This is a genomic window from Larkinella rosea (assembly GCF_003858635.1).
Lineage (GTDB): Bacteria > Bacteroidota > Bacteroidia > Cytophagales > Spirosomataceae > Larkinella > Larkinella rosea.
Genome location: NZ_RQJO01000010.1, coordinates 775,814 through 796,827 on the forward strand (window position 1 = coordinate 775,814; position 21,014 = coordinate 796,827).

Genomic DNA, 21,014 nt, shown 5'->3' on the forward strand with positions numbered 1-21,014 from the left:
CTCCCTCATTTATTTACCAAAACAAAAACCGGTCACAGCATGCTGCGACCGGTTTCTTTTAATCAGTTGAAACGGTTTCTAAGTCGGTTATTTTGACTTCAGGATTTTACGGAAAGCCCGGTCATCTCCCTGCTTGATTTCGAGAATATAAACGCCCGTTGGTAACGACGACACGTCGATCTTTCCAGAAAAAGCCGCGGCCTGTTTATCAATATTAATCTCCTTGTGGAGCGTTCCGAGCGCTGCACTGAACAGTTTGACTTCCAGTTTGCTGTCGCTTTCGTTTTCGAGATCAATGCTGATGTAATCGACCGTCGGATTCGGATACACTTTGATCGCGTTGTTCAACCGGATGCTTTCTGCCGAACCGAGGTTTTTATCAATCCCCATCCGGGCGCTTGCGCTGTTGTTCACAACCACATCAGAAGCAGTAACAAAAACCGGTGTCTCCGTTACGGTTATGGCGATTTTCCCCTGAGTGGTGTTCACCAACTGCATATCCATCGCGTTGCTACCGGCTTTCGGGGTGTATATTTTGGCCTGCGTTGCCGTTCCCAAATCCAGCGTATAAGCAGCCGTCCGACCCACTTCATCCGGTACTACCAGCATGTAGGCCGATTTTCCGTTCAATTCGTAGCGGTCCACAATCGGGTTGGTACTCAGCGTCTGCTTAAACACAAAGTCTCCGAATGCTTTCTTAGTCTGGTAAATAAAGTCACCGGCGGGTTTCCGGGTCTTGTCGGTGTTGATCAATCCCATTGAAGCAAACTGACCGGGACTGAGCGCATAATCGTCGTAGACCTGATACAGAAACACTTTTTCGACTCCAGCGCGGGCGTACAACAACGACGTCCGCAGAATCCAGTCGGCCTGGGTTTGCAGCACGGTTTTGCTGCCGATCGCAATGGCTTTCAGCGGGCTTCCCTGATTGACGTCGTACCCGGCTTCGCTCATCCAAACCGGCATATCTTTTACGTACTGGTGCGCCATCTGCACGTATCCTTTGGCCACCTCGGCCGTAATCGCTACTTCCGGAGCCGCTCCCCGCGTCGAAGTGCCACTCTGCAACGAGTTTGCATTGTCTGAATAGAGGTGGTAGTTGATGACATCCCAGCATAAGTTTACCGAACCATCGGCTTTATACCCCCGGTTTTGGCGGCACCATTCCACCATTGCCCGGACATAATCCGCACCCGTTGTGGCACCGGCCAGACCGCCCATAACCACTTTGACGTTCGGATCGGCATTTTTGACACCCACCGCCGGGCCCATCGTGTTTTTATGACCGTCGTAGAAAGCTGACAGGTTAGCTGCGTATTCGTAGGCGGTTTGGTAGCCTTTCCGGCCCTTCCACCACTTGTCGCGCTCGTTATCGCACTCAATATACTTAATGTAACCCAATCCAATTTTGACGGTGTTGATCGGATCGCCGTTCCAGCGCTGGGCCGTATTGACTTTCATCAGCGCAGGATTGACGTTCGGATTGTACCCATACCGACCGATGTACTGGAAAGCCACTTTGGCCTGTTCGATGTAGGAAAGCGGGTCGGAGAAATCTTTTCCAAACCGAACCGGCACATTTTCCGAATCCCGGTCGCCAGCCGGATACGTTGCCTGCATCCAGGGTGGAATCGTCTTCAAACACGCCAGAACCTCCACGCCTTCGGCCTTCAGGCGCTCGTACAGCAGGTCATAGTTCCAGCTACCACTGTGGGTCGGATTGAAGGTGTAACCGCCTTCGGTCGACTCCAGCTTTTCCCAGTCCATGTAATGCCGGATGCCCGAGAACGTTTTGAGCGCCGTCATTTTCGACTCATCGACCAACGACGTCTGCGCATCTTCCACGTCCCATTCGAAGGCATTGACGTGCATCACATCCTTTAGTTTGATGGACTTGAGCGGAGCCGGTGTTACCGGATTGGTCGGTGGCGTATACGATCCGTACAGTTCGATTTCGGTCGGATACCCCCACCAGGCATTGATCACCAGATACCGGGCGTTCGTAATCGTCGTATTTAGCAGAAACTTGGCGTCGCCCGAAGCCTGGCGGTTGGGGTCCGGCCCGACCCAGTTATTGTATTCCTGTCCGGTAAAGGTAGCGATGGGAATCCGCTGCCACTGATCCGTAATGACGGAAAGCGTCATGGGTTTATCGGACATAACACCTTCGCCGTCGTAAAACTTCACCCCTTTCAGCGTCATTTGCTCCCCTGCCTGCAGCGGATAATAAGCGTCGAAATTCTCCAGAATCTTGCCATAACCGGTATTGACAACCACATTCGTTACGCCGTCGAATAACCCGTCCATTCCGTAGGTGATGTTGTTGAGCTGATACCACCGCTTGGGGTCGATCGTAATTTTTGTACCCAGCGACGAAGGTGGAGGAGTCACCGGAGCTGCCTGCACCAGTTGGGACTGCACCACGTTGGCGGCTGCAAGGTAACTACCGTTCCCGGCCTGAGAGGCCGTAATATTCGCCGTACCGGCGCTCACAACCGTTGCTTTCCAGCTACCCGTGCTGTTGGAAACCGAAACGACGGCCGGATTAGACGACCCAAACGTGATCGGCGTTTGGGTGTTATTACTGCTTGCTACCAGGTTAAAGGGCGCATCGCCCACGGTTTTGGTGGGTAATGCCGCAAAGGAAATGACCGACTGAACCGGCGGGGGCGTCAGACTAACGACCTGGAACCAGTTGAAATTCCAGCCGCCCGACAATGCGTGAATCCGCACTACCTGATCGCCCGCATTCAAATTCAGGGTTCCACTGACCGTCGCCCAGGTTTGCCAGCCGCCCGTTGGCGCAACCGTTATCGTACTTAAAACCGTACCAATCGCATTTTTGATCTGGATGGTACCGTTTCCGCCGTAACTCCGGGCCACCCGGAAATTGAATTGATACGAACCGGTCCAGCCCACCTTCAGATTGTAATCCATCCAGTCCCCATCGTCGATCCAGCCCACATCGAGCCCACCGCCCGTATCCGAAGTGGTTTCCGTTTTGACATCACCGGAGGTGTCGAATGTTTCAGCTTCAATTTTTGCCGGAACCGTCCGGGCAGCTACCACTTCGAACCAGTTAAAATTCCAGGCTCCCTGTTTCGCAAAAACCCGCACGATCTGATCACCGGCCGTCAGCGCTGCCGTCATGTTGACAGTGGTCCATCCCTGCCAGCCACCACTCTGGGGCACATTCAGGGTTCCCAACACCGCTCCGGTTGCGCTCCGCAGTTCCAGCTTGCCATCCGGCTGGCCGGTTGCCAATCTGAATTTTAAGGTATAGATTCCGGTCGTTGGAACGTTGACATTGTAATCCATCCAATCGTTTACATCGATCCAGCCCACGTTCAAACCACCGCCCACATCCGACGTATTTTCCGTCGAAACTCCGCTCATGGCGTCGTAGCTTTCCGCTTCAATTTTCCCGGGGAGTGGTTTAAAGTTGGTCAGCGCATTTAACGCAATACCATAATAGTGGACTTTACGGGAGGTCATAAACATCGAATTCCCGTTCATCGCAGCCTCACGCTCAAGGGGTGCGATAGCCGCTATCGAAGAAATAACACAGGCAATAAGGAGGTAACAGAGAAGTAGTTTTTGTTTCATATTTTAAGTATTAATACACGGAATTTAACTAAAAAACAACTGATTATATATCAGTTTTGCAAAGTATTTTACTCATTTGTTTGTTAATATTGTCAAAAATCATACCGGTTTTTCGTATTAATTTTTAATGGACATTTAGCAATCTAATTGCTCAATTCTCAGACAAAATAATAATTTGAAAAATAGTCAGATTATAACCAAATTTAAATTCAAAGCCAGCTCTTCCTTGCAAATCCCAAAACTTATATGAAAATATTTTTACCATCCTCCTTCGATCTAACCCAAGATTTACTAAAATTTTAATGTCAGGTATTGTTGTCTTATGTTTTTAAAAAGAAAATGCCTTAACCTTCGGGAATTGGCATGGCTATTTTGATGTGCTTTTCACCTGTAGCGCAGGTTTTCCCGGGGAAATAAGTCAATATCATTCGCACCTGGAATCTGGATAATATCCAATCCGCCAAAGCGCAGTGCAGGTTGTTTTCGCAGTTGGAAGGGCAGATGGTAACGGGCAGGAGGCTCAGCTTGAGGGCGTGGAAGGATTAAAAGTAGACAATCCATCGTGAACGCCAAAAGCATTTAAAACATTGCCCCACTTTACCTCCTCCCAATTATTTATCATTCTTTGCTCAATGGGGCTGTTTTCTCTAAAAACCGCATCTGATTTGGTAATCAGGTAGTCAATCTTTTACACCAGCAAACAAGTCAATACTAAAAGTAGCATCAATCAGCTTATTCTTTCTTTACTTATTTGTGCAAATAAGTAAAGAAAGACTTTTCGGAATATCGGACAGAAAATATACTTTAAAACTAAAATGGTTCTTGACTGTTTCGGGTGAGTGATTCTTATCACTGGAAGCATTTATTTTTAAAACGCATACTACGATCATTTGCGCTCCGCCGAATAGCAGAAGAAGTAATTCGTACTCCCTAATTGCCGGAAAGTCGAATCAGACAAGCCTAGACTCTTATTTCATCGGCCCGCCGAACTTTCTCCCACGTTCCGGATTGTGCCCCTTTTAAATACCGCATTAAACCCGCCAGAATACACGCGTTCATGAACGTGAAATAGAAGGGAACAAAAAGGGTTTTCCACTTTAACTGTTTTTTCTCCAAACCGTATCCGACCCAGGCTGCGCCGTAAAAACCGCATTGCAGCATGAAGAGCAGCGACCAGCCGTGCGCCCAGATCGAAGGTGACAGAAACGCTTGAACGGCCAGAAAACCGTTGGCCAGAAAAATAACCGGCAGACACAGCGGGGCGATGGCCCAGCGCATCACGCGGTGCGAAACATATTCAAAGGTTAACCAGCCATAGCGAAAGGGGTTCAGCAGGTATTTCAGACGAACAATGGACTGAAAACCACCCGCAGCAATCCGGATTTTCCGCTTTTGTTCGTCAATGATCGAAAACGAAGGACGTTCCATGGCATAGGCTTCCGGTTCATAGGCTACGCGGTAGCCCTGTCCGGCAATTCGCAACGAAATGATGAAATCATCCAGAATGGTATCCGTCTCCACCGGTTCGTACAATTCCGTTCGAATGGCAAATAACTCACCCGCTGCACCCACAATCGTATGCAGTTCAGCATCCAGTCGCTTCAGAAAAGACTCGTATTTCCAATATAAACCTTCGCCCGAACCAGCCGCCGATTCGCTGTCGTTGGTCAAAATCCGCTTCTCCCCCGCCACGGCTCCGACCTTCGGGTCACGAAACTGGTTGACCAGATTCTGAACAGCCTCGGGATTCAAAACCGTATTGGCATCGGTAAAAATCACCAGTTCCGTCGTTACCTGCTGCATGGCCCGGTTCATGGCGGCCACTTTGCCCCGACGAACATCACCGCCCAGAACCGCAATGCTGGCACCGTAGGCTTTGCGCAGGAAATCGTCCGAACCGTCTGTTGACCCTTCTGTCACAAACAGAAAATGAAGACGATCGGTTGGATAGAGCTGGGCAAATGAATTGGCGACTTTGTAAGGCAGAAACGCCAGTTCGTTGTAAGCCGGAATAATCAGGGTTACTTCAGGCGTAAAAACCGCAGGCGTGTCAATCGGCTGGCGACGGCCCCGGATCCGAACCAGCAGCCACACCAGCAACCCGTAGCCAATGTACGTATACAGAACAAGCCCGGCGCTGGCAGCCAATACGATTTCCATAAAAAAGATCCGTTAAATCGCGGCAACCGCTGATGGAAACACCTCTTTTTCCGGTCGTCGAATCTTGTTCCTGAAATGCCAGAGAACCGCATTTTTCAGCGCAACGAGGTAGGCCGTCTGTCGTTTCAGGGTATAAACAATAACCGCTTTGGTCAGTGCGAAACTGAAATAATACAGAATGAAGAAGTAGAGGGAAAAACCGCCAACATTTCTGCGCATGAACAACAGGCGATTTCGGGTGTGGTAGTAAACTTTTAGCGGATTGGTTTTACCGACGCTGAGGGATTCCTTGTGGTAAATCAGGGCCGAAGCCTGGTAATAAATCTGAAAACCGGCCCGTTGAATCTGCATCGACCAGTCCAGTTCTTCGTAATACAGGAAATAGGCTTCGCTCATGGCGCCCCCCTGCTCAACGGCCCGGCGGCTGGCCATCATGGCCGCACCGTGCGCAAACGAGGTGATACCCGATTTGTCGTGCTGCCCTTGATCGGTTTCGCCCAGACCGATCGACCAGGTCCGGCCGGTATAGCGGTTTAGCGGATGATACCCCGCGTATTGAATAATGGTGGGATGATCGTAATACCGGATTTTGGGGCAGGTGATCCCAATTTTCGGATTGGTCAGAAAGGGAGCCAGCAACTGATCCAGTAAATCCGGCGTCACTTCCGTATCGTTGTTCAGGAAAAAAAAATAATCGCCCTTCGCGTGCTGCAAACCGAGGTTGTTGCCCCCCGAAAAACCGAGGTTTTCCGGACTGACGACCACTTTCACATTCGGATAATTGCCCTGCTTGATGAGGGCAGTCGGATCTTCGACGGATGCGTTATCGACCACAATGGTCTCGAAACGCGGGTAGTTTAACCGGCGGGTCGATTCCAGCAGGGCGCAGGTGACGGCAGCCTGATTGTAATTGATCGTAATCAGCGAAATCAGTGGGACACTGTCTAGACGTTCTCCTTTTGCCATACCGCTTTGAGGGTTCGTATCACAATCATCAGATCTGTCCTGAACGAGTATTTTTTGGCATAAAGTACGTCGAGCTGAATGCGTTCCTGGTCCGAAACGGCCGCTCCCCCCCGCTTGGTTACCTGCCACAAGCCCGTCAGACCGGCCGGAGCCGCAAACCGCCGGGCGTATCCCGAAGCCGTCAGTTTCTCGGCTTCGTAGGGCGGCAGGGGCCGGTTGCCCACGAACGACATGTCGCCCCGAAGAATATTGTAAAACTGGGGTAATTCGTCGATACTGGTGTTCCGCAGAATTTTGCCCAGCCGCGTCACGCGCGGATCTTCCTTGAATTTCGAGAACATGGCCTTGGCCTTCTCGGTGCGGAAATGCACTTTTTCGCACACCTGTTTGTCGTCGAGAAACAGCGGACGCTGGCAGATACCACCCGCCAGCTGGCATTCCTCACAAATTTGATCCGTGGCTTCTTCGACCTTTTTCACGTTATACATGTTCTTCGACGCCATGCTGGCCAGCATCTGATCGGCATCCGTCCGCATGGTCCGGAACTTGTACATACTGAACACTTTATACCCCATTCCGACCCGTTTTGATCCATAAAAGATCGGCCCCTTCGAATCGAGTTTCACCAAAATGGCGACCACCAGCAAAAGGGGTGAAATCATCAACAGCAGCAGAAACGAGAGCGTGATGTCGAAAAGCCGCTTGCCAATCGGCATACGGCCCTGTGCGTGCTCGTGTTCTTCGTCTTCGGCCGAATGTTTTTTTTCCGCATACTGCTTCTTGAGAATCAGGTACGAAAGGCGGGTTTGAAAAGCCGCTTCCGAATACCCATAATGGAACACATCAATGACTCGCCCCCGGTAGGGTTCGGCATTCAGGTCAACCGCCGATTCGCCCGTCAACAAAATGGTTGACAACTTGCCAATTTGCTGGTTGTCCCGAATGGCATTCAGAAAGGAGGTGCTGTTCAACCGGTCGTTAAAAACCACCAGATCGATATTGGGGTCAGCCTTTAAATAATAAAGTGCTTCCTGAAGACTGGCGACGATGGTAATGGATGCGGTTTCGCTAAATGCCTGATAAAAAGCCGCGGCCATCTGCTGGTCGTCCTCTACATACAAGACCCGAAAAGTTGTTCCGTTGGCTAAAACCGTCAGCATTTTAATGAAGAGCTAAAAGAAGTAGAAAGCTGGTCTGATTCCGCTTAAGAGAGTAGATTAAGCCGCTTTTTTATCGGCCGACCGACGCATCATGGCGTTGATTTTTGCCTTAACTTCCAGTGGGTTGAACGGCTTGATCATGTAGTCATCCGCCCCTTGTTCCAGGCAGGCAATTTTTGTGGCACTGTCCGTAAACGTTGACAGTACAATGATCGGAACCTGACGCATTAATGAACTGGCCCGAATGGTCTTGATCAAATCCTGCCCACTCAGGTAAGGCATTTGCAGATCGGTGATGATAATATCCACCGGATTGCCCGCTTCCAGCCAGTCCATCGCTTCGATGCCATTGTTCATTGTGGTGACAACGAACTCCGCTTTTAATGTATGAAGAAGGACTTTACGAATGTAGGTATCATCCTCGACAACAAGTACATGGTATTTATTTTCCATAAAAAAGGTAATGATCTTATAACAAATTACGGTTGGATTGGTGAACAGAGCGGGTATAAAAAACAAACAAAATCAACAGTTTCGGATGACGTAAATTTTCCTACTGATCACCATTATTTCTTGTAACAAAAATCATACTAAAATTTTGAGGGAATTAAATTTTGTCTGATAATTATCACCCGGTTTTCCGGAAAATAGGCCAAAATGCTCAAAAAAGGCATTATTTGACTCTACTCCAACAACTTACAATCTGAATATAGACATAAACTATACCCAAAAAACCGTATTGATCAAAACCGTTCCAGATTACAGCTTATTCGACAACTCGGCTAATTCCATTTTGAGAACCGACGACATTTGTGCCAGATTTTCATTGAAATTAGTACATGATATCATGATAATTTCAAGATTAGGACTTTGCTTAGCCATCGTTTCAATATCGCAGAGTTTATTTTCCAGCAGGGTCAGTCCCACCATACCCAGCCAGGGCCGCATCTGGTGGGTTAAACTGGTTAGAGCCTCCCAATCCTGCTGTTCAACAAGTTTTTCCAATTCCAGAAAATTGGGAATCACTTCGTCCAGAAACATCTCCATGGCCGAAATCATCATTTCAGTATCGTCCTCGTAGAATTGCAGCAAACGCTTACGGTCCAGCTGGTCAGTCAGGTTATCGATGGAACTAGACATACCTACCCAAAATTAAAACGTGCGGAGTGGATGGAGTTTCAATTAAGCCGATGGCAGTATTTGGCAATTTTATGAAACAGATCGTTGGGATTGAACGGTTTCGTTACGTAGTCGTTAATGCCCGCGTTGATGGCCCGGTCGCGGTTGCTGTAGGTGGCCGAAGCGGTCAGCGCGATCACCGGAATTTTCGTATCGGTTTCCCGGATTTGCTGCGTCGAGGTGTAGCCATCCATCACCGGCATTTGCAGATCCATCAGAATGAGGTCGTAGGAACCCGCCAGGAATTTCTCCAGGCCGATCTGCCCGTTTTCGGCCACATCGACCACCACTCCCCAGCGGCTCAGAAACTTGAGCGCCACTTTAACATTAACCGGATAATCTTCCACCAGCAAAATCCGGACGCCTTTCAGCGTTTGATCATTGATGGTATCCGTCAGCACATACGACTGCTTGACGCCGGAGCTGATCCGCAGATCGAGGGTGAAAAAGAACTTCGCCCCTCTCCCCTCTTCGCTTTCTACTTCAATTTTACTGCCATGCATCTCCAATAACCGCTTGGTTATCACCAGCCCAAGGCCGGTTCCGCCAAACTGCCGGGTCGTGGCCGAATTGGCCTGTGTAAACATTTCAAAAATGGCCTCCTGTTTTTCAGGGGCAATACCAATCCCGGTATCCTGCACCGAAACATAAATGGACGCCACCTCATCATCTTTGTGCAGCAGCGACAACTCGATTGTGATCGTACCTTTTTTTGTGAATTTGATGGCGTTGGAAACCAGGTTGGACAAAACCTGCCCAATCCGCAGCGAATCGCCCAGCAACGAGTCGGGAATATCGTCGTCGACCATCAGCTTGATCCGCGTTCCGTTTTCTTCGGCTTTAAACTGATGGGCGCGTTTGATATTGGAAACCAGGTGCTTAAAATCAAAACTGGTTTCTTCCAGCTCCACTTTTCCGGCTTCAATTTTACTGAAATCCAGAATATCATTGATCAGCGCGTGCAGGTGCTCAATCGAAAACTGAAGCGTTTTCAAATTTTCGGCCAGTGCGGGCGGTACTTCTTCCTGACTCATCAGGTAAGTCATGCCGACAATACCGTTGAGGGGCGTCCGGATTTCGTGGCTCATCATCGACAGGAAATCCGATTTTGCCAGCGTCGCGTTCTCCGCAATTTCTTTCGCCGTCCGCAGTTCAATCTCGATCTGCTTGCGGTTTTCAATCTGTTTTTGCAGAAAATCAACCAACGCGACCAGATTTTCGGGACCAAAAACCGGCATTTCATCATCACCCGGAATTTCCATCGATTTGATGGCTTCAATCAGTTTTTCTTCCGACTGCCGACGCTGACTGATTTCTTCCTTGAGCTTCAGGTTGATCGTTGCGTATTCTTTTTCGTTCAGAAACGAAGAATGTTCGAACAGTTCTTTATCCCGGTCAAAGTTCAGATACGAATCGTTAACGGCTTTTACAAACTGCTGAAACCGCTCATGTTGCAGGCATTCTTCCGTCAGGTGCTTATTGATTTGTCGGGCCAGCAGTTTATGCAGGGTCGTTGTTTCCATAAATTAATTCTCAGAAAAGACCGTTACGGTCATCGTTTGGTTGTGCAGTTCACACCGGGCGTTGGATTGTAAGGGCGAGATTTCGCCGTACGAATAAAATCCGGTCATCACCGCATCGGTCCCGAATATTTCCCGGGCGGCTTCTACTTCTTCTTCGGTTCGTTGGCCCAAGACCAGTTTTCGCCCCACGCAACTGATCAGAATCGCCAGTTCGGGCGCAAAATTCAATTGCGCCATCGAGGTTTGGGCCGCCACCGCCGACGCATCAATGAGCCGATCGAAGTTGGCCGTCATAAACCGGATGAGCGCTTTTTCGGGCATGTCTCCCGCAAAAGTCATGCTTTTCGCTTCCTCATCAATGGCCAGAATGGTCCGCACCAGCGGTTCCGAATCGGCCGTTACCCGCATGGAAAGCGGAAAAAGCAGGGCCGCAGCCGGTAAACTTTCGGCGTATTTGCCTAAATAATCCTTGTACAAATCCAGTGCGTGTTTGTCATCGATTTGGTACAGAACGTTATACTCCGCTTTCGTTACTTCACGCTCCGGTCCGAAAACATCCCAGCCCCCCATCGATCCATGTCCGATTTTCAGGTCCTGACCATAAAAACCAATCCCGACAATTTTACCCGCTGCCGGATTCTGGTTCAGGCCAACCACCGTTCGTTCAAAGCGGGCTGCATCGCCGGCTAAGCCACCCGAGATCGGAACAGGATGTTTAAGAAGTTGATTGAGCGCTTCAATTAAATCGCTGCCGTTCACCCAACTGCCGTCAGAAATCAGAAAAAGAGCCGCCAGATCCGGTTCGTCCAGCGCCCGGGCAATTTTTTCACCTGCGGCATAACTCTCCGTATGTTTACTGACATCGATTTGCACCGTTCGAATGCGCGTTTTGTCGAATTCAATAGCTGTCACAATGACCGAACCATCGTGTACCTTGTCGAGGTAGATTTCGCCTGCCGTGGAGTTAATGACAATGTCGGCTTTGGGATATTGAGCCCGCAACTGATCGTAGATAGCAGATTTTTCCAGCAAAAACCGCTCCCCGAATGCCAGGACCAATTGGGCATTATCAGCCAGAAAACCGGCTGTTTCTGAAATAAAAGTCCACGAATGATCTTTAAAAACAGATTGATTCAGTTTCATTTCTATCGTGAAATAAAAAGTTAGGTGGGTATGTTGAAACTTACCGTTTCAAGACAAGGGAATCTGAGCCTGTTTATCACAAAAAATGTACTAGATGCAACTAAATGGTAACTTATTTTGAAAATTTAGAAATTCTAGTGAACAACGACCGGGGATTCGTGGTGTGGCGTGTTTGTAGTAAGCAACTTCAATTGATTCCAGCAATTATTGTCAGACAGCGTAAATGTACTCATTTGGCCGCTTTAAACAACCGATCCGGTTTTTTGGCCAATTTCCCCATCAATTTGGGTGGTTCATTCCGACACCATTGCTGCCTGATTCAGTCAATCCTCTACCTAATCCGCACTTAATTATCAGACATCATACTCACGCAAATATCGTGCTAAATCCCTTCAAACGTCGAAGAATCAACTATTTTTTGTACGCAGCGGGGACGGAATGTAAAACGTAAAATTGCTTAACGAATGAAAATACTTACGACTGGATTTTAAGGGGAAGTTCCATCTGGTAAATATCGGCAAAGCACTCCTGTAATTCATGGACGTAATGCAGATACCGGCGGCTGCTCACGCATAGCCAGCAATTGAGACCAGGGACTAATTTCAAATCCTGAAAAAACCAGAAATGGCGGGCTGAATCCGGCCGAAAGCCAAATTCAATTAACCACTGCTTGGTCAATCGAATGGGTTGGGGACGGTGATGCGGCAGGATTTCCTGCAGAAGTTTTTCGGTGAAAAGCGTTGGTTCATTCCCAACGTAATAATATCGGCCAACTTGTGGCGGGCTGATTTTCATGGCATGGGATAGTTATAGTCCATAACTACACAAAAGTAGAGCGTTTCTTTCAAATACGTCAAGTAGAATCAGAAAATGGAAGGTACTATTTTTTTCATTTGTAGGTAACTACATGTTAGTTAACGGTTTTAAATACAAATAGTATGTCTGAAAGTCGGTTTTTCTTCGAATTCTGTCCCTTTCCGGCTGTTTATTGATTCAATTACTAAAAACCGCTCCTGTTTTTACCGAAACCGTTCCGGATTAAAGGTATTCAGGTCCATCGCCGGAGCCTGATTTCCGATGACGTCAGCCACTATTTTTCCGGAAGCGGGCCCCAGACTAACCCCCATCATCCCGTGCCCGGTTGCCAACACGAGATTTTCGAAACCCGAAACCCGGCCCAAATACGGCAATCCATCGGGCGAACAGGGCCGCAAACCGCTCCAGACATTCGACACTTCCGGCAGTTCGGCGGGCATATCGGGGTAATAGTTCCGGATGGAATTGACAATGCCGCGTACCCGATTCAGGTTAACGGACAAATCCGTTCCGGCCACCTCGAGCGTTCCGGCAAACCGCAAATCGGCCCCCATCGGCGTGGCCGTGGCCCGCGCTTCGAGCATAATGGCCGGAACCCGGATAGTCGGGTGTTGATTTTGCAGCATAAAACTGTAGCCTTTCCCGCCCTGTAACGGCAGCGACAGGCCCAGCAACCGCGTCAGCACCGGCGACCAGGCTCCGGCGGCAATCACCAGTTCGTCGATGGATTGCTCGCCCGAAACCGTTCGCACGGATGTAATGCGGGAACCGGTTTGACCCAAATTGGTTACTTCCTGCCGTTCCAGTATTGTCACTCCACGCTTTTTCAGGTACGCGACCAGCGAGCGAATCAACTGGCCGGGATTCAGGTTCGCATCTCCGGGATAAAAAACCGCCCCCCGCACATTCACCCGGACATCCGGCTCCAGCTCCTGCACCTGCGCCCCCGACAACTGCCGCGCTTCGATACCGGCCAGGTTGGCGACGTCCGCTTCCTCGGCCATTTCGTGTTCGGTAGCCGCGTTTTTATACAACATCAAAAGGCCAACTTCCTGCCAGCCGAACGACAGATCGCCGGATTCAGCCAGTTCCTGATACAGTTTTTTACTCAACAAACTGATGTCCCGCAAGGCCGGAATCGAGCGTTCAACGTGTTCGGGCGTCGAATGTTTGTAGAACAGCCAGCCCCAGCGCAGCAGGTCGGCGCTCAGGCGCGGTTTGATGTAAAATGGACTGGTCGATTTCAGTAGCATCCGCATGCCTTTCGCCATCATGCCCGGTTGTGCCAGCGGAATAATGTGGCTCGGCACAATCATTCCGGCATTCCCGAATGAACAGCCGTCGGTCAGCGTGTTCCGATCGAAAACCGTTACCTTATAGCCTGCTTTATCGAGGTAGTAAGCTGAACATAAACCGATTACACCTCCACCAATAATCCCGATGTGTTTCATATGACCTGAAAACCGTGGACGTACGGATCGTCTTCGTCCAGCATGATGTGGTTAAACCCGTGGATGATCGCCCAGCCTTCGATGCTCGGAACAATGGCTGGTTTTCCCGCCAACTCGGTTTCCTGCTCGATCCGGCCCGTAAAAATGGAACCGATGATGCTTTCATGAATAAAATCCTGGCCCGGTTTTAACCAGCCTTTGGCGTACCATTGCGCCAGCCTTGCCGAAGTTCCGGTACCGCAGGGCGAACGATCAATGGCTTTGTCGCCGTAAAAAACCGCATTACGGGCCGTAGAAGTAGCCGCCAGCGGCTCGCCGGTCCACAAAATATGGCTCAGACCGTTGATGGTCGGATTTTCGGGATGCACAAACGTGTACTGCTCGTTCATCCGCTGCCGCATCACCCGCGCCCACGCAATGAGTTGCTCGGCTTTGTAATGCTGCAAACCGGGAAAATTCGGCTGCGGATCGACGATGGCGTAGAAATTACCGCCGTAGGCTACATCGACCGTCAAGGTTCCCAGGTCCGGGCATTCGACGGTCAGGTTTTCAGCCGCCAGATACGATTTGATGTTGGTGATTTTCACGGACTTCACCTTGCGGCCTTCCTGCCGGTATTCGACCCGTACCAGACCGGCGGGCACTTCCAGATTCAGGACGCCCGGCGTTTTGGGTACCACCAGCCCCTGTTCAATCGCGACCGTCACGGTTCCGATGGTTCCGTGGCCGCACATGGGCAGGCAACCCGAGGTTTCGATAAACAACACCCCCACATCGTTGGCCGGGTCGCTGGGCGGGTACAAAATACTGCCCGACATCATATCGTGACCGCGCGGTTCAAACATCAGGCTCTTCCGAATCCAGTCGTAGTCGCGCAGAAAATGCTGGCGCTTTTCGCTCATCGTCGCCCCCGTCAGGTGCGGAATGCTGCCGCCCGTCACCACCCGAACCGGATTGCCGCAGGTGTGGGCATCGATGCAATAAAAGTTGTAATTCATAAAACCGTATGTCCGAAAACCGTGCTTAAACCGCTTGTAAGGTGGGTCGGGTTGCCAGTGCAGCATCGATAACGGCCAGCACGCGCGCCCGCTCTTCGCCCACCAGCGTCAGGCGCGGAGCCCGAACGTATTCCGAACCAATACCCGTTGCGGCTGCGGCTAACTTGATGTATTGCACCAGTTTAGGCTGAATATCCAGTTCCAGCAAGGGCATAAACCAGCGGTAAATAGCGAGTGCTTCCTGAATCCGTCCGGCGTTGACCAGTTCAAAAATGGCAACGGTCTCCTGCGGGAACGCATCGACCAGTCCGGCTACCCAGCCGTCGGCCCCCGACAGTTGTGCTTCCAGCGCCAGCGTATCAACACCTCCCAGAATCCGATACCGATCGCCAAAGGCATTCCGCATGCGGGTAATGTTGGTCAGATCGCGGGTCGATTCCTTCACCGCCTGAATGTTTGGCAATTCGGCCAGCTCCTCAAACATGGCGACCGTCGTCATGATTTTGTAATCGACCGGGTTGTTGTAAATCATGATCGGTAGCGACGTTTCCTGCGCGATGGTTTTGAAAAACGCTACGGTTTCGCGCGAATCGGCAAAATACCGCATGGGCGGCAACAGCATCAGGCCATCGGCACCGGCGGCTTCGGCTTCACGCGCGCCCCGAACGGCATCCTTCGTAACCGCTTCGGCAACGTTCATGATTACCGGAACCCGGCCGTTGGTGGTTTCCAGGGCGGTTTCCAGCAGCGCCAGTTTTTCCGGCCCGCTCAGCGTACTGACCTCGCCCAGCGATCCGGCAATGATCATTCCGTGAACGCCCGCGTCGAGCTGAGCGTGTAAGTTTTTGGCAAACAGCGGCAAATCAAGTTCGTCGTCGGCCGTGAAGGGCGTGAGCAGGGCGGGATAAACGCCTTTCCAGTTTACGTTAATAGCCATAAAATGCAGGATTAAATCAGAGTTGATTGTCAGAAGTCAGGTAAACAAAATTGGTAAAAAGAAGCGTGGGTAACTTCACAGGAGTTGATTGATACTAATATTATTTTTACCAGTTTACCCATTTAAACGCAGTTATTCGACCAATTGTGTACCACTTATTCGTTTTATCATTACTTTGTTCAGCCGCGTATCGCTAAGCTTTTCCCAGACCAGATGAAACCGTTGCTGTTTCGGGTACCTACTGTTGATGACCGTTCGTTTCGGGTGCAGGTCGACGATGGCCCGCATTTTTACGACCGGCTGCATTTTCATCCGGAATTGCAACTGACGCTGATCAAGGAAAGTGTAGGAACGCAGGTGGTCGGCGACCGCATCGACCGATTCCGGCCTTACGATCTGCTGCTTTTAGGAGCTAATTTGCCCCATGTTTTCCGCAATGATCCGGCTTATTTCGCCCAAAAAACCGCCCATCAAGCGCTTTCTTATTCGGTATACCTGCGTCCCGAACAGCTACAGGAATCGTTTTTCGGCCTGCCGGAACTGAATCATCTCAATCAACTTTTTCAGGAAGCCCGGCACGGCGTCCGGATTCGATTTAACGAACCGGTTTCCACCACGACGCATCTGGAGCAGTTGCACACGCTCCGGCCCTTCGAGCAGTTGATGACGTTGCTGACGGTTCTGGACCGCATGGCTTCCGACCCCAACCGGGAACTCCTGTCGATGACGGCCTACGAACAACCCCGCCGACCCGACGACCATCAGCGGCTGGACAATGTCTTTACATTTATTCTGAACCAGTACGCATCACCGATTACGCTGGAAGATGTGGCCGCTCAGGCGCATTTGACGCCCAGCGCTTTTTGCCGGTTTTTCCGGCTTCATACCCGGAAAACGTTTTCGCAACTGCTCAACGAGGTACGCATTGAGCACGCGTGCCGGCTGTTGCAGGAATCCAAATTACCCATCAGTCAAATTGCTTTTTCGTGTGGTTATACGAATTTATCCAACTTTAACCGCCAATTTAAACTCATCAACAACCTGACACCCGGTCAGTACATCAAAGCCCTATTTTAAAACTATGAAGCTGATAATCAGAATCGTTCTTCTCGGTTTACTTATTGTTACCAGTTTAAATCAGGAATTGATGGCACAAGCCCAGGGAGTACGCTGGACTTCCGACGGCAAAGCTTATCTGTCGGTTAATCGGGAATCCATCGTTCAAACCGCCGTCGTCTCCGGACAGGAAACAACCCTGGTTTCCAAAGAACAACTGACGCCCGCTGGTACCACAAAACCGCTGACCGTAGCCGGTTTTGCCTTTAGCCGGGACTCCTCCACCGTCTTGATTTTCACGAATACGGCCCGGGTCTGGCGCTACAACAGCCGCGGTGATTATTACCTGCTCAACCGAAAAACCGGTCAGTTGCGGCAGGTGGGGAAGAGTCAACCCAGTCAATCGCTGCTCTACGCCAAGCTGTCGCCCGACGGAACCAAGGTGGCCTATGTAAGCCGGAATAACCTCTTTGTAGAAGATATCGCAACCGAAAAAACGATTCCATTAACCACCGATGGTACGCGTAAACGCATCAACGGCACCTTTGACTGGGCTTACGAAGAAGAATTTGGCTGTCGTGACGGTTTTCGCTGGAGTCCTGACAGCAAGCAGATTGCCTATTGGCAGATCGATGCCAGCACCATCCGCGACTATCTGATGCTCAATACGACCGATTCGGTGTATTCACGCGTGGTTCCGGTCGAATACCCCAAAGTGGGCGAATCGCCGTCGCCTGCCCGCATTGGAGTTGTTCCGGCAACGGGTGGCGAAACCCGCTGGCTGGCTATTCCCGGCGATCCGCAGCAGCACTACCTCGTTCGCATGGAATGGTTTCCCAGTACCAATGAACTGATTATTCAGCAGTTAAACCGAAAACAAAATCACAGCATCGTTTTCGTCGCCCAGGCTTCCGATGGGTCGGTCACACCGATTCACGAAGAAACCAGCACTACCTGGATCGACACGAAAGAAAGCTGGAACCGGGGCAATCCGAGCGGCTGGGAATGGCTGGACGGCGGCAAATCGTTCATTTGGGTTTCTGAAAAGGATGGCTGGCGGCATTTGTACCAACTCAGCCGCGACGGTAAAAAGGAAGTACTACTCACACCGGGGCCCTTCGACATCGCCCACATCAGCTCTATTGACGAAAAAAACCGCTATATCTATTTCATTGCCTCGCCCAATCAGCCGACACAGCGGTATCTGTACCGGACGAAAATGGACGGGAAAGGGAAACTGGAGCGGATTTCAACGGCCAGTGAAGTGGGCACGCACACGTATGACATCGCGCCCGGCGGCCAGTTTGCGCAGCATTCGTTCAATAGCCACCGGGTTCCCATGAAAACCGAGTGGGTTCGCTTGCCGGATCACCAGGTCGTTCGGGCCATTCCCCGCCCCTCTTCGGCTGCGCAAACGCCACGAAATGTCGAGTTTTTTACGATCAAAACTTCCGATGGAATTACACTGGATGGCTGGATGCGAAAACCAGTTGATTTTGACAGTACGAAAAAGTATCCGGTGGTTTTCTTTGTCTATGGCGAACCGGCTTCCACAACGACCAACGATGTTTTTTCGGCAGGTAGCAACGCACAATTCGATGGCGATATGGCAAAAGCGGGTTATTGTTACGTCGCGCTGGACAACCGGGGAACGCCGACGCTTAAAGGGGCAGCCTGGCGGAAAGCCATTTACCGCCAAATAGGCCGGATTAATGTCCGCGATCAGGCGATGGGTGCCAAAAAATTGTTCGAACAACGGGCCTATCTGGATACAAGTCGGGTAGCGGTTTGGGGCTGGAGCGGAGGAGGATCGACCACGCTTCAATTGCTGTTTCAATATCCTGAAATTTACAAAACAGGCATTGCCATAGCCGCTGTTGGCAATCAGCTATTTTATGACAACATTTATCAGGAACGTTATATGGGATTACCCCAGGAAAATCGAGAGGATTTTGTGGCGGGTTCCCCCATTACCTACGCTAAAAACTTGCGGGGAAATTTGCTGTATATTCACGGAACGGGCGACGACAATGTGCATTACTCCAATGCAGAAGTAATTATCAATGAGCTCGTTAAGTATAATAAGCAGTTTCAGGTCATGCCGTATCCAAACCGAACACACGGTATTTCGGAGGGTGAAGGGACAACCAAACATCTTCGCACGCTCTACACCAATTATTTACTCAGGAACTGTCCGCCCGGCGCTCGCTGATGCCCAATAAGTTAATTTTCATATCGTTTACGTTACCTTATGACTGCTAAACTTCATAAAACCGCCTGGCTGCTGCTCGGCCTGTTCTTTTCGGTTGCGGCTTCCGCCCAAAAGTTTGCGTTTACCCACGACGATACGCTGCGCGGTTCCATCACTCCCGAACGGGCCTGGTGGGATCTGGCCTTTTATCATTTGCAGGTCAAACTGAATCCGGCCGACAGCGCAATCAGCGGCAGTACAACCATTCAGTACCGCGTTCTGAAACCCAGCCAAACGCTGCAAATCGATTTGCAGCGGCCACTCAGCGTTCAGAAAATTGTGCAGGATGGCAAAGAGCTATCGTTCCGGCAGGACGGGAACGCCTATTTTGTAACGCTTCAGAAAAAGCAGGTAGCGGGGCAAAAAGAGTCGTTGATCGTTTCGTATGGCGGAAAGCCCCACGTTGCCAAACGGGCTCCCTGGGATGGCGGTTTTGTCTGGAAACGGGATAAAGCCGGGCAATGGTTTATCGCAACAGCCTGCCAGGGTTTGGGGGCCAGCGCCTGGTGGCCGTGCAAGGATCACATGTACGACGAACCGGATAGCATGCTCATCAGCATTACCGTGCCAAAGGATCTGAGCGATGTTTCAAACGGTCGTCTACAGCGGGTTACCGAAAATGGGGATGGCAGCCATACCTTCGATTGGTTTGTCAGTAATCCGATCAACAATTACGGCGTCAATCTCAATGTCGGTAATTACGTTCACTGGTCGGACACTTTTCAGGGCGAAAAAGGACCATTGAGGCTGGATTTTTATGCGCTGCCCGAACACGAAGATTCGGCACGTCGGCAGTTTCAGCAGGTAAAACCGATGTTGAAAGCGTTTGAACACTGGTTTGGCCCGTATCCATTTTATGAAGACGGTTACAAATTGGTGGAGACGCCTTATCTGGGGATGGAACACCAAAGCTCGGTAACGTATGGAAACCGCTTTCGCAATGGGTATTTGGGCCGGGATTTGTCTGGTACCGGTTTTGGCCTTCTCTGGGATTTCATCATCGTCCACGAATCCGGCCACGAATGGTTTGCCAATAACATTACGTATAAGGACATTGCCGATATGTGGGTTCATGAGAGCTTTACGAACTATTCTGAAAACCTGTTTACCGAATACTATTACGGAAAAGATGCCGGATCAGCCTATGTTATGGGAACTCGGGCTTTAATCCGCAACGACAGACCTATCGTTGGTTATTACAACGTAAACCGTTCAGGATCAGGCGACATGTATTATAAAGGAGGGAATATGTTGCATACTATCCGCCAGATCATTGGAAATGACGAAAAATGGCGGCAAATTCTGCGGGGACTTAATAAAACGTTTTACCACCAGACGGTCGACGGCAAGCAGATTGAGGAATACATCAGCCAGGAATCGGCGATAAATCTCCAGAAGGTGTTCGATCAATACCTGCGGGATAACCGCATTCCCACTTTAGAGTATAAAATTGTAAAAAATAAGGTGCAATACCGTTGGACCAATTGCGTCGCGGGATTCAATATGCCTCTTCAAGTCTGTTTAAACAATTCGGGACCAGTTCAAAATTTAAACCCATCTACAGACTGGCAAACGTTACAAACGTCGGGAGTTACTCGATTGACCAGTGATCCCAATTATTACGTATTTGTTCAGCTAAAACCCTAATGCAAAAAAAAGTCCGCATCTGGTTTAGATGCGGACTCGGTATTCTGTGGTGGCGGCAACCTACTCTCCCGGAAGTGACTCCAGTACCATCGGCGTAACGGGGCTTAACGGCTCTGTTCGG

15 protein-coding genes are annotated in these 21,014 nt (G+C 50.2%); 3 read left to right on the plus strand and 12 right to left on the minus strand.

The features are described from left to right. Nucleotides 1-87: 87 nt before the first annotated feature. From EHT25_RS24070 to EHT25_RS24125, 12 genes are all read right to left on the minus strand, one after another. Complete coding sequence (locus tag EHT25_RS24070) at nt 88-3,606, minus strand: carbohydrate-binding protein (RefSeq protein ID WP_124877708.1); 3,519 nt, start codon at nt 3,604-3,606, stop codon at nt 88-90. Nucleotides 3,607-4,566: 960 nt separating this feature from the next. Continuing rightward, nucleotides 4,567-5,766, minus strand: a complete 1,200-nt coding sequence (locus EHT25_RS24075) for a glycosyltransferase family 2 protein (protein WP_124877709.1) — start codon at nt 5,764-5,766, stop codon at nt 4,567-4,569. A 12-nt stretch (nt 5,767-5,778) separates the two neighbouring features. Next, nucleotides 5,779-6,732, minus strand: coding sequence for a glycosyltransferase family 2 protein (locus tag EHT25_RS24080; RefSeq protein WP_124877710.1), 954 nt, complete (start codon nt 6,730-6,732; stop codon nt 5,779-5,781). Further along, complete coding sequence (locus tag EHT25_RS24085) at nt 6,711-7,892, minus strand: sugar transferase (protein ID WP_124877711.1); 1,182 nt, start codon at nt 7,890-7,892, stop codon at nt 6,711-6,713. The genes EHT25_RS24080 and EHT25_RS24085 overlap by 22 nt, the downstream gene beginning before the upstream one ends. Before the next feature lie 57 nt (nt 7,893-7,949). Continuing rightward, on the minus strand, nt 7,950-8,345 hold the full coding sequence (locus tag EHT25_RS24090) for a response regulator transcription factor (protein ID WP_124877712.1): 396 nt from the start codon (nt 8,343-8,345) through the stop codon (nt 7,950-7,952). A 306-nt stretch (nt 8,346-8,651) separates the two neighbouring features. Further along, on the minus strand, nt 8,652-9,032 hold the full coding sequence (locus EHT25_RS24095; protein WP_124877713.1) for an Hpt domain-containing protein: 381 nt from the start codon (nt 9,030-9,032) through the stop codon (nt 8,652-8,654). A gap of 38 nt (nt 9,033-9,070) precedes the next feature. Continuing rightward, entirely contained in the window at nt 9,071-10,594 is a 1,524-nt protein-coding gene (locus EHT25_RS24100; protein ID WP_124877714.1) for an ATP-binding protein, read from the minus strand. A gap of 3 nt (nt 10,595-10,597) precedes the next feature. Then, nucleotides 10,598-11,737 carry an FIST signal transduction protein gene (locus EHT25_RS24105; RefSeq protein ID WP_124877715.1) on the minus strand — a complete coding sequence of 380 codons (1,140 nt, stop codon included), beginning with the start codon at nt 11,735-11,737 and terminating at the stop codon, nt 10,598-10,600. A gap of 474 nt (nt 11,738-12,211) precedes the next feature. Further along, complete coding sequence (locus tag EHT25_RS24110) at nt 12,212-12,532, minus strand: hypothetical protein (protein WP_124877716.1); 321 nt, start codon at nt 12,530-12,532, stop codon at nt 12,212-12,214. 224 nt (nt 12,533-12,756) lie between these two features. After that, complete coding sequence (locus EHT25_RS24115) at nt 12,757-14,004, minus strand: NAD(P)/FAD-dependent oxidoreductase (protein ID WP_124877717.1); 1,248 nt, start codon at nt 14,002-14,004, stop codon at nt 12,757-12,759. Beyond that, entirely contained in the window at nt 14,001-15,002 is a 1,002-nt protein-coding gene (locus EHT25_RS24120) for a 4-hydroxyproline epimerase (RefSeq protein WP_124877758.1), read from the minus strand. The genes EHT25_RS24115 and EHT25_RS24120 overlap by 4 nt, the downstream gene beginning before the upstream one ends. Nucleotides 15,003-15,027: 25 nt before the next feature. Further along, nucleotides 15,028-15,939, minus strand: a complete 912-nt coding sequence (locus EHT25_RS24125; RefSeq protein WP_124877718.1) for a dihydrodipicolinate synthase family protein — start codon at nt 15,937-15,939, stop codon at nt 15,028-15,030. 213 nt (nt 15,940-16,152) lie between these two features. Between EHT25_RS24125 and EHT25_RS24130 the strand changes: the two genes are divergently transcribed. Genes EHT25_RS24130 through EHT25_RS24140 form a run of 3 tightly spaced genes read left to right on the plus strand, consistent with a single transcriptional unit; the run spans nt 16,153 to nt 20,893 of the window. Further along, nucleotides 16,153-17,016 carry an AraC family transcriptional regulator gene (locus EHT25_RS24130; RefSeq protein ID WP_124877719.1) on the plus strand — a complete coding sequence of 288 codons (864 nt, stop codon included), beginning with the start codon at nt 16,153-16,155 and terminating at the stop codon, nt 17,014-17,016. Between the two features lie 4 nt (nt 17,017-17,020). After that, nucleotides 17,021-19,207 carry a S9 family peptidase gene (locus tag EHT25_RS24135; protein ID WP_124877720.1) on the plus strand — a complete coding sequence of 729 codons (2,187 nt, stop codon included), beginning with the start codon at nt 17,021-17,023 and terminating at the stop codon, nt 19,205-19,207. 39 nt (nt 19,208-19,246) lie between these two features. Next, nucleotides 19,247-20,893: a M1 family metallopeptidase gene (locus EHT25_RS24140; protein WP_124877721.1), complete on the plus strand. Its 1,647-nt coding sequence runs from the start codon at nt 19,247-19,249 to the stop codon at nt 20,891-20,893. Nucleotides 20,894-21,014 lie beyond the last annotated feature (121 nt).

Excerpts from the sequence above, each read along its gene's own strand:
- EHT25_RS24070 (WP_124877708.1), bottom strand. The coding sequence starts at position 3,606 with ATGAAACAAAAACTACTTCTCTGTTACCTCCTTATTGCCTGTGTTATT.
- EHT25_RS24075 (WP_124877709.1), bottom strand. The coding sequence starts at position 5,766 with ATGGAAATCGTATTGGCTGCCAGCGCCGGGCTTGTTCTGTATACGTAC.
- EHT25_RS24080 (WP_124877710.1), bottom strand. The coding sequence starts at position 6,732 with ATGGCAAAAGGAGAACGTCTAGACAGTGTCCCACTGATTTCGCTGATT.
- EHT25_RS24085 (WP_124877711.1), bottom strand. The coding sequence starts at position 7,892 with ATGCTGACGGTTTTAGCCAACGGAACAACTTTTCGGGTCTTGTATGTA.
- EHT25_RS24090 (WP_124877712.1), bottom strand. The coding sequence starts at position 8,345 with ATGGAAAATAAATACCATGTACTTGTTGTCGAGGATGATACCTACATT.
- EHT25_RS24095 (WP_124877713.1), bottom strand. The coding sequence starts at position 9,032 with ATGTCTAGTTCCATCGATAACCTGACTGACCAGCTGGACCGTAAGCGT.
- EHT25_RS24100 (WP_124877714.1), bottom strand. The coding sequence starts at position 10,594 with ATGGAAACAACGACCCTGCATAAACTGCTGGCCCGACAAATCAATAAG.
- EHT25_RS24105 (WP_124877715.1), bottom strand. The coding sequence starts at position 11,737 with ATGAAACTGAATCAATCTGTTTTTAAAGATCATTCGTGGACTTTTATT.
- EHT25_RS24110 (WP_124877716.1), bottom strand. The coding sequence starts at position 12,532 with ATGAAAATCAGCCCGCCACAAGTTGGCCGATATTATTACGTTGGGAAT.
- EHT25_RS24115 (WP_124877717.1), bottom strand. The coding sequence starts at position 14,004 with ATGAAACACATCGGGATTATTGGTGGAGGTGTAATCGGTTTATGTTCA.
- EHT25_RS24120 (WP_124877758.1), bottom strand. The coding sequence starts at position 15,002 with ATGAATTACAACTTTTATTGCATCGATGCCCACACCTGCGGCAATCCG.
- EHT25_RS24125 (WP_124877718.1), bottom strand. The coding sequence starts at position 15,939 with ATGGCTATTAACGTAAACTGGAAAGGCGTTTATCCCGCCCTGCTCACG.
- EHT25_RS24130 (WP_124877719.1), top strand. The coding sequence starts at position 16,153 with ATGAAACCGTTGCTGTTTCGGGTACCTACTGTTGATGACCGTTCGTTT.
- EHT25_RS24135 (WP_124877720.1), top strand. The coding sequence starts at position 17,021 with ATGAAGCTGATAATCAGAATCGTTCTTCTCGGTTTACTTATTGTTACC.
- EHT25_RS24140 (WP_124877721.1), top strand. The coding sequence starts at position 19,247 with ATGACTGCTAAACTTCATAAAACCGCCTGGCTGCTGCTCGGCCTGTTC.